Raw genomic sequence first — 4,991 nt, 5'->3', positions numbered from 1 at the left:
AACAAACCGAAGCCGCTCATCCATGATGCCAGTCTCTCGCCAAACCATCGCCGGTCCTCCCGGCGGACAAGAAAACTGTCACCCATCTAATCAGTCCATTCTGTTACCTATCTATCCGGTTCGGACACCAGCCCCTTCTCCCCGTCACTATACGGGGAGAAGTGCCCGGCAGGGCGATGAGGGGCAGCGCAAACCTGTGGCGATTGTCCTAGGCAACGCCGTTTCTCATTGCCATTTTGTTCCGTTGTATGAATCTGCTCCCTTGGAGCGGAGCGACTGATTCGATGCGTGAGATCATCTTCGACACGGAAACCACCGGCCTCGATTCGCGCGACGATCGCGTCATCGAGCTGGGCGGCGTCGAGCTGGTCAACCGCTTTCCGACCGGCAGGACCTTCCACCACTACATCAACCCGCAAGGCCGCGCGATCCACGCCGAGGCGCAGGCGGTGCACGGCATCAGCGCGGCGGACCTCGCGGGCAAGCCGACCTTTGCCGAGATTGCGCAGGAGTGGCTGGACTTCACCGACGGCGCCAAGCTGGTCGCCCACAACGCAACCTTCGACGTCGGCTTCCTCAACGTCGAGTTCGGCCGGCTGGGTCACCCGGTCATAGACAATGGTTTTGTCGTCGACACGCTGGCGCTGGCGCGCCGCAAGCACCCGATGGGCCCCAACTCGCTCGATGCGCTCTGCCGGCGCTACGGCATCGACAACACCAAGCGCACCAAGCACGGCGCCCTGCTCGATTCCGAATTGCTGGCCGAGGTCTATATCGAGCTAATCGGCGGCAAGCAGGCGGCCCTCATCCTCGACAGCGCCACCGCGCCGGCGCAAGGCGAGAATGTCCGCCAGATCGAAATCATCATCAGCCAGCGCCCGGCACCCCTGCCGCCGCGTGTCACCGAAGCCGAACGCGCCGCGCACGCCGGCATGGTCGGGACGCTTGGCGAAAAGGCGCTGTGGCTGAAGGTTGCGGTTGGCTGAGCAACTACTGACCGAAACCCTCGCGTCTTCGTCATCCTAGGGCGGAGCAGGAGCGAAGCGACGTTGCGGAGACCCTAGGATCCATGCCGTGACAGTGGTGCAGTGCTCCGGCGGTGCAAGAAACCGAAACGCCTACCACCCCGTCCCGCGAATCAGCTCGAACCATTCCGGATTGGTCTTTTCGATCAATTCGATCTTCCATTGGCGCGGCCAGCGTTTCAGCGACTTCTCGCGCTGGATGGCATCGGTGATATCGAAAAATTCTTCGTACCAGACCAGCCGCTGAACACCGTAGCGGCTGGTGAAGCGCGAGCCCTCACCGGATTTGTGCTCCGGCATGCGGCGACCGAAATCGTTGGTGACACCGATATAGATGGTGCCGGCCTTCTGGCTCGCAGTCATGTAGACATAGCCGGTCATCGTTTTAGCGTAGCGAGCATAGGCGCGGGGGCAAGCGCCATTCTGATCCGTTGCATTCTAAGGCACACGTCACGGCATGGATCCTAGGGTCTGCGCTGCGTCGCTTCGCTCCTTGCTTCGCCCTAGGATGACGAAGACGGGAGGGCTAGGCCATTCGAAGGGCGCCGGTGCCTCAGCTATCTCTCCAACACCTTAAACAGAAAACCCGGTACAAGGCCGGGTTCTCAGAAACAACAGCGATGGCAGCCGAGCTCAGCTCACCTTGACCTTGGACGCCTCGTCCTCGGCCAGCTTCTGCTGGAACATCTGTGCGAAGTCGATGGGGTCGAGCATAAGCGGCGGGAAGCCGCCATTGCGGGTTGCCTCGGCGATGATCTGGCGGGCGAACGGGAACAAAAGGCGCGGGCATTCGATGAACAGGATCGGCAGCATGTGCTCCTGCGGAAAACCTGCAATGGCGAACACGCCGCCATAGACCAGCTCGACATTGAACAGCACTTCCTGGTCGAAGGACGCCTTGGCGTTCAGCGTCAGATTGACGTCGAACTGCTTGTCGGAGAGCGGGTTGGCGTTGACGTTGACGTTGATGGCGATGCCCGGTGCCTTGTCGCGGCCGCGCAGCGAATTGGGCGCGCCGGGGCTTTCGAAGGACAGGTCCTTCACATATTGCGCCAGAACGTTGAGCGACGGCTGCGCCGCATTGCCGTTTCCATTGGCTGCGCCGACCGGCGCGTCATCTTTGCTGGCCATAAGCCTTGTCCTCTTGCCTGGGCAGCGTCGCTGACCGAATTGAAATCGGGCGTTCGCTACCATGGCGGGGATGACAAGACAAGGTTTGCCGCCTTGCTTCCGGGCTGCGGGATGGAGATGGGACGGCGCCCTAATCGTCCTTCAGGCGGCGCCACGGCGAGTTGTGATCCGGTCCGCGCTTCAGATCGTCTTCGCGCGAATAGTCGCCGTCTTCGAGGTCGATGACCCTGTCGCGCCGGCCACGAAAACCGCCGGTTGAGAAATCGGTGGCGACGACAATGCGGCCCTTGAACCGGCTCCAGGCAAAATCGCGCAATGGCGGCAGGAACAGCAACAGGCCGATGATGTCTGATATGAAGCCGGGGATGATCAGGAGGATCGCCGCAACCACGATCATGGCGCCGTGCGCAAGGTGGCGGCTGGGGTTCTGGCCGGCGGCCATCTCGGTGCGGATGCGGGCCATCACACCAAAGCCCTGGTATCGGAGCAAAAGCACGCCGGCGATGCTTGAGGCCAGCACGAGGCCGACCGTCGCCAGCGCGCCGACCTCGCGGCCGACGATGACGAAACCGGCGATTTCCAGCAGCGGAAGCGCGAGGAGAAAGAAGGGAAGCAGCGAAATGCGCAAGTCTTGCCAACCTTTTTCGATTGTTATGATCGTTTCGATTGTTTTGGCCGCCAGCGAGCAATCGCCGCTGGCACTGAGGCTGTTAGATAGGTATGCCTGCCTTTGATTTGAATGATTGCGCCTTGCGTTCTATATGCTTTGAATGTTGAACGCTATGCGACCGTGGCCATTGGGCCTGACGGTCCGGCCACAGGGCAGGGATTGATTGGCGGAAGATATGGGATTCTTCGACTTCGGCACGATTTTCTTCCTGATTGCGGCGGTGGTCATCTTTTTCCAGCTGCGCAATGTGCTGGGCCGCCGCACCGGCAGCGAACGGCCGCCCTTCGATCCCTATTCGGCGGCTCGCACCGGCGACAAGGATGCCGCCCAGAAATCCGAAAACGTCGTCTCGCTGCCGCGCAAGCGCGCGCCAGGCGAGCCGGCTCCAGACACCTATGCCGCGATCGACGCTTTCGCCAAGCCCGATACCGACCTCAACAAGGGCCTGCGCAGCATCAAGGACAATGATCTGTCCTTCGAGCCGAAGGGTTTCGTCGACGGCGCCAAGATGGCTTACGAGATGATCGTCATGGCCTATGCCGACGGCGATCGAAAAACGCTGAAGAACCTGTTGTCGCGCGAGGTCTATGACGGTTTTGTCGCCGCCATCGGCGATCGCGAGGCCAAGGCGGAAAAGATCCAGTCCTCCTTCGTCGGCATCGACAAGGCCGACATCGTCTCGGCCGAGATGAAGGGCGGCGAGGCGCATGTCACGCTGCGCATCATCAGCGAGCTGATTTCCGCGACCCGCGACAAGGCAGGCGCGGTCATCGACGGCGACCCGGAAACCGTCGCCGAGGTCAAGGATGTCTGGACCTTCGCGCGCGACACGCGCTCGCGCGATCCGAACTGGAAGCTCGTCGCCACCGAGGAAGAAGACTAGTTCGAAACACGCGGCGAGGCTCCGGTGTCGCTATCGCCTCTTTTTGTCGAGAAAGCCTTCGGCGACCTGCCCGGCTGGGACGATGACGACCATCTGGCGGCCTTCGCTGCCTTTCGCCGCTCGGCCTTCCATGTCCTGGCCAAACCCTATCGCAGCGGTGCGCTCGGCGTCGACTTCCACGCTTTTGCCGATGCCTACGCGGAGGCGCGGACCGTTTCGCCGGCGAATCGGTCGCCGACCCGCGGGGAAGCCCGCGCCTTCTTCGAGCGTCATTTTGCCCCGGCGCTTATCCCTGCCGAAAATGCCGGCGCCGGGCTCGTCACCGGTTTCTATGAACCGCAAGTCGAGGCCTCACCGGTGCGCACGGACCGATTTTCGGTGCCGTTGCTGTCGCGCCCGGCCGATCTCGTCGATATCGACGACGGAAACCGGCCGCCCGGCCTGGATCCCTACCTCGCTTTCGCGCGCCAGACGCCGAACGGGCCGGTCGAGTATCCCGACCGTGGCGAGATCGAGCGCGGCGCGCTCGACGGCAAGGGCCTGGAAATCGCCTGGCTGGCCGACAAGGTCGATGCCTTCTTCATTCACGTGCAAGGTGCCGCACGCCTCGCCATGACCGACGGCCGGCTTGTCCGCGTCACCTATGCTGCCAAATCCGGCCAGCGCTTCACCGGGCCCGGCAAGATCCTGAGCGAGATTGGCGAGATCCCGCTGGCGGAGGTGACGATGCAGTCGATCCGCGCCTGGTTCAAGGCGCATCCGGACCGCGTCGACGAGATCCTGCGTCAGAACCGCTCCTACATCTTCTTTCGCGAGGCCGATGTCGAGGACGCGGCCCTTGGCCCGATCGCCGCCGCCAAGGTGCCGCTGACGCCGGGCCGCTCGATCGCCGTCGACCGCCTGCTGCATACATTCGGCACGCCCTTTTACATCGACGCGCCGACGCTCACTGCCTTCGACGCAAAACCGTTCCGCCGCCTGATGATCGCGCAGGACACCGGCTCGGCCATCACCGGACCGGCGCGGGGCGACCTGTTCGCCGGTTCGGGCGATGCCGCGGGCGAGATCGCCGGCGTGGTCCGCAATGCCGCGGATTTTTATGCGCTGGTGCCGCGCGCGCTCGTTGCGGGTGCGGTCCGATGACCCGGCGCCCGGACAAGCTCAGCGAGGACGACCGGGTTCTGTGGAACCTGGTGGCGCGCACGGCCAAGCCGCTGAAGGGCAAATTTGCCGTCGACGTCCCCGACATTGCCGCCGAGGCCAGGCCAAATCAGCCGCAGCC

6 protein-coding genes and 1 pseudogene are annotated in these 4,991 nt (G+C 63.1%); 4 read left to right on the top strand and 3 right to left on the bottom strand.

The genetic code is table 11. The features are described from left to right. Window positions 1-284: 284 nt before the first annotated feature. A complete protein-coding gene (dnaQ, locus tag EN749_RS30390) occupies window positions 285-986 on the top strand; it encodes a DNA polymerase III subunit epsilon (protein ID WP_127398792.1) in 702 nt (233 codons plus the stop codon). A 132-nt stretch (window positions 987-1,118) separates the two neighbouring features. Here the strand turns inward: dnaQ and EN749_RS30385 are convergent, their stop codons facing one another. From EN749_RS30385 to EN749_RS30375, 3 genes are all read right to left on the bottom strand, one after another. Further along, window positions 1,119-1,406, bottom strand: coding sequence for a GIY-YIG nuclease family protein (locus tag EN749_RS30385; RefSeq protein ID WP_128364547.1), 288 nt, complete (start codon window positions 1,404-1,406; stop codon window positions 1,119-1,121). Between the two features lie 252 nt (window positions 1,407-1,658). Beyond that, window positions 1,659-2,156: a protein-export chaperone SecB gene (secB, locus tag EN749_RS30380; protein WP_023813420.1), complete on the bottom strand. Its 498-nt coding sequence runs from the start codon at window positions 2,154-2,156 to the stop codon at window positions 1,659-1,661. Between the two features lie 130 nt (window positions 2,157-2,286). Continuing rightward, the gene (locus EN749_RS30375; protein ID WP_127271639.1) at window positions 2,287-2,784 is read right to left on the bottom strand and encodes an FxsA family protein; all 498 of its coding nucleotides are present in this window, start codon (window positions 2,782-2,784) and stop codon (window positions 2,287-2,289) included. 217 nt (window positions 2,785-3,001) lie between these two features. Between EN749_RS30375 and EN749_RS30370 the strand changes: the two genes are divergently transcribed. The 3 genes and pseudogenes from EN749_RS30370 to EN749_RS39105 form a co-directional block, all read left to right on the top strand. Then, on the top strand, window positions 3,002-3,709 hold the full coding sequence (locus EN749_RS30370; protein ID WP_127808569.1) for a Tim44/TimA family putative adaptor protein: 708 nt from the start codon (window positions 3,002-3,004) through the stop codon (window positions 3,707-3,709). Between the two features lie 24 nt (window positions 3,710-3,733). Then, complete coding sequence (locus EN749_RS30365; protein ID WP_128364546.1) at window positions 3,734-4,852, top strand: murein transglycosylase A; 1,119 nt, start codon at window positions 3,734-3,736, stop codon at window positions 4,850-4,852. Next, a pseudogene (locus EN749_RS39105) lies at window positions 4,849-4,991 on the top strand (DNA mismatch repair protein MutS); the annotation flags it as partial. The gene EN749_RS30365 and the pseudogene EN749_RS39105, both read left to right, overlap by 4 nt.

Origin of the sequence: Mesorhizobium sp. M7A.F.Ca.ET.027.02.1.1, from assembly GCF_004022985.1 — a bacterium.
Classification (GTDB): domain Bacteria; phylum Pseudomonadota; class Alphaproteobacteria; order Rhizobiales; family Rhizobiaceae; genus Mesorhizobium.
Note: the sequence above shows the minus strand (reverse complement) of the source record. Positions and strands in the feature narration are given on the sequence as shown.

Coding starts and splice junctions, on each gene's coding strand:
- dnaQ (WP_127398792.1), top strand. CDS start 285: ATGCGTGAGATCATCTTCGACACGGAAACCACCGGCCTCGATTCGCGC.
- EN749_RS30370 (WP_127808569.1), top strand. CDS start 3,002: ATGGGATTCTTCGACTTCGGCACGATTTTCTTCCTGATTGCGGCGGTG.
- EN749_RS30385 (WP_128364547.1), bottom strand. CDS start 1,406: ATGACCGGCTATGTCTACATGACTGCGAGCCAGAAGGCCGGCACCATC.
- secB (WP_023813420.1), bottom strand. CDS start 2,156: ATGGCCAGCAAAGATGACGCGCCGGTCGGCGCAGCCAATGGAAACGGC.